Raw genomic sequence first — 2,803 nt, 5'->3', positions numbered from 1 at the left:
CCCCGCCTTATCGTGTGAATGCTCTGACGAAGGCGTTCTGCTGTTTGACTTCGACGGGGAGTCTGGTGTCGGTAAGGGCTTTTCCCTGCCATCCGGCGCCGAGTGCGATGTACAGCGCGACGGCGTTGCGCACGCGGGCGAGGCGGCCGACGACGGCCTGGTCCTCGGCGGACAGGGCGGTCTGCTCGGTCGTCAGCACGTTCAGGTATCCGGTCAGACCGGCGGTGAACAGCTTCTGCGCGCGGTCGCGGGCCAGGCCGGCATCGACGGCAGCCTGGTTCAGCTCCTCGACCAGCTCGGCATTGTGCCGCCAGTCGCCCATCGCGTCCTCGACATCCGCGAACGCCTTGAGCACCGTCTTGCGGTAGGTCAGACGGCTGCCCTCGGCCTCGGCCCGGGCCTGCGCGATCGCGGCGGTGTAGCGACCGCCATGGATGACCGGCAGCGTCGCCATCATCATGAAGCTCCACGCCATGCCGCCCGCCTGGAACGCCTGATAGGCGGCTGAGGCGTTCGGGTTGAACGTCAGCGGGATCATGAATTTCGGATAGAGGTTCGACACCGCAATGCCCACGCGCGCCGTATCGGCGGCGTATTCGGCCTCGGCCACGCGGATGTCGGGGCGGTTGGCAAGCACGATCGACGGCAGGCTGTCGGGGAAGCGCGGCAGATCCGGGATCGGACGGCGCTTTTCCAGCTCTTCCTCAAGCTGGCCCGGCATGTCGCCGACAAGCACGGCGATGGCATGCATCAGCCGCTCTTCCTGCTCGTGCAGCGGGGCCAGACGGGCGCGTTCGAGATGCTCTTCCGTCTGCGCCTGCGCCACGGCCAGCGTGTTGCCCAGACCATGCGTGTAGAGCTTTTCGGTCAGTTCGCGCGAGCGCACGGCCACGTCGATGGCGCGCTCGGTCACGGTCAGACGCTCCTGCACGGAACGCAGCGTCACGTAATCCGTCGCCATCTCGGCCAGCAGCGCGAGGAGGACCGCGCGGCGGTTCTCGATCGATTCCTCGACGATCCGCTTGCGCTCTTCCACCTGCCGGGCGATGTGCCCGAACAGATCGACTTCCCAGCTCGCCCGCGCGCCATAGGTCAGGACCGAGGCCTCGGGGCGGTTGGCCGGATTGCCCGGGCGCAGCGGCCAGTTGTCCACATTGACGGAATAGCGGTCATCGCCACCGCCCGCGGCCACGTCGAGCTGCGGATACCAGGCCGACTGGGCCTGACGCCGCACGGCACGCTCGGCGATGATGTGCTGCGAGGCGATCTGCAGGTCGTAATTGCCCTTGATCGCCTGCTCCACCAGCTCGTTGAGCATGGGATCATGGAACTGCGCCCACCAGTCCTTCATGTCGGCAGCCGACTGCGCCAGCGCATCGGCCGTGACCGGGCGGGGCTGCTCGACGAAGGCGTCGGGCACCTTGATCCGGTCCGGTTTGAAGTTCGGACCCACCGTGCACGCCGTCAGCGACAGGCAGGTGCTCAGGGCCAGAGCCACGCCGCGGAGGGCGACGGCCCGGGTGAAGGGCCGCGCCAGCGATCGGGAAAGGGGGATGCCTGACATATCAGAGGTGGTTCTGCAGCCAGGTGGTCAGGCGTCCGCGCGCGCCCGGCGTCTCACGCCCGATCGTCACCGTGGCCGTCATGCCGGCCGCCAGCGTGATCTCGGGGGGGACGCTGTCAAACTCCAGACGCACCGGAATACGCTGCGCCAGACGCACCCAGGTGAAGATCGGATTGACATCCGGCAGGCCCAGCTTGTCGGACACGCCGTTCTGGTCGTTGATGCCGCGGCCGATGCTGACCACATGCGCCATAAGGATCTGCTTGTAGCCCATCAGCTTGATGCGGGCCTCGTCCCCAACATGCACGCCGTGCATCTTGGTTTCCTCGAAATACCCGTTGACCCAGTAGCTGTGTGCGTCGATCACCGCCAGCCCCGACACGCCGGCATGGGCATAGTCACCCACCCGCAGGTTGAGGTTGGTGACGTAGCCGTCCACGGGGGAGTAGACCGTCGAGCGCTGGAGGTTCAGCAGGGCGGTGTTCAGCTCCGCTTTGGCCGCGTTGACCTTGGCGCGCTGGGTTTCAACATTGGAGTTGAAGTCTTCCTGTTCTTCCGCCGAGACGATGCCGCCCAGCCCCATGCGGCGCTTTGCGTCGGACGTGCGGAGCTTGAGTTCTTCCTCGGCCCCGGCCACCCGGGCGCGCGCGGCGTCGATATCGAGGCGGAAGCGCACCGGATCGAGCACGAAGAGCGGATCGCCCTTGTGGACGAACTGGTTGTCCACGACCGGCACCGCGACAACCGTGCCCGAGACTTCAGGAGCGGCATCCACGACATAGACGCGCACGCGGCCGTCACGGGTCCAGGGAGCAAGGACATAGATGTCCCACATCGTGCGCCCCAGCCCGATGGCCAGAGCCAGGACGATGAGGGTCAGCAGGACACGGATCACACTGCGGGTCCAGTTCATTGCCGACCCCTCCTATACGTAAAGGATGAGCAGACAGAGAACACAGACATAGAGTGCTATTTCAAAGAGGGCGACGTGCCAGAACCATCCCAGCGCACCGGTGCGCCACAGGATGCTTCGAAGCAGTAACGTCACAAAGACCGCCGCTACGGCGTAAATGGAAAGCGGTGCAACGAAAACGCCAAACAGGTCAACTTCAGCCAGCATCAGGGACCGACCCCACCGTCAACCACCAGACTGCCACCCGCCAGACTGTACGCTAATTCGTCCACAACGCTCCTCGCTCAGCCACATCGACTCCCACTCAGTGAAGTAGACGTCGGTGG

Annotated in this window: 3 protein-coding genes; all 3 read right to left on the bottom strand. The window is 65.5% G+C overall.

Annotation, left to right across the window (positions count from 1 at the left end; genetic code table 11):
* Positions 1-7: 7 nt before the first annotated feature.
* The 3 genes from GFJ39_RS13755 to GFJ39_RS13745 are packed head-to-tail and all read right to left on the bottom strand — an operon-like array spanning position 8 to position 2,684.
* Positions 8-1,564, bottom strand: a complete 1,557-nt coding sequence (locus GFJ39_RS13755) for an efflux transporter outer membrane subunit (RefSeq protein ID WP_153432013.1) — start codon at positions 1,562-1,564, stop codon at positions 8-10.
* A gap of 1 nt (position 1,565) precedes the next feature.
* Positions 1,566-2,477, bottom strand: a complete 912-nt coding sequence (locus GFJ39_RS13750; RefSeq protein WP_153432011.1) for a biotin/lipoyl-binding protein — start codon at positions 2,475-2,477, stop codon at positions 1,566-1,568.
* A 12-nt stretch (positions 2,478-2,489) separates the two neighbouring features.
* Complete coding sequence (locus GFJ39_RS13745; protein WP_041111784.1) at positions 2,490-2,684, bottom strand: DUF1656 domain-containing protein; 195 nt, start codon at positions 2,682-2,684, stop codon at positions 2,490-2,492.
* Positions 2,685-2,803: the final 119 nt, after the last annotated feature.

The sequence above is a fragment of the Gluconobacter aidae genome (genome assembly GCF_009547075.1).
Classification (GTDB): domain Bacteria; phylum Pseudomonadota; class Alphaproteobacteria; order Acetobacterales; family Acetobacteraceae; genus Gluconobacter; species Gluconobacter aidae.
Note: the sequence above shows the minus strand (reverse complement) of the source record. Positions and strands in the feature narration are given on the sequence as shown.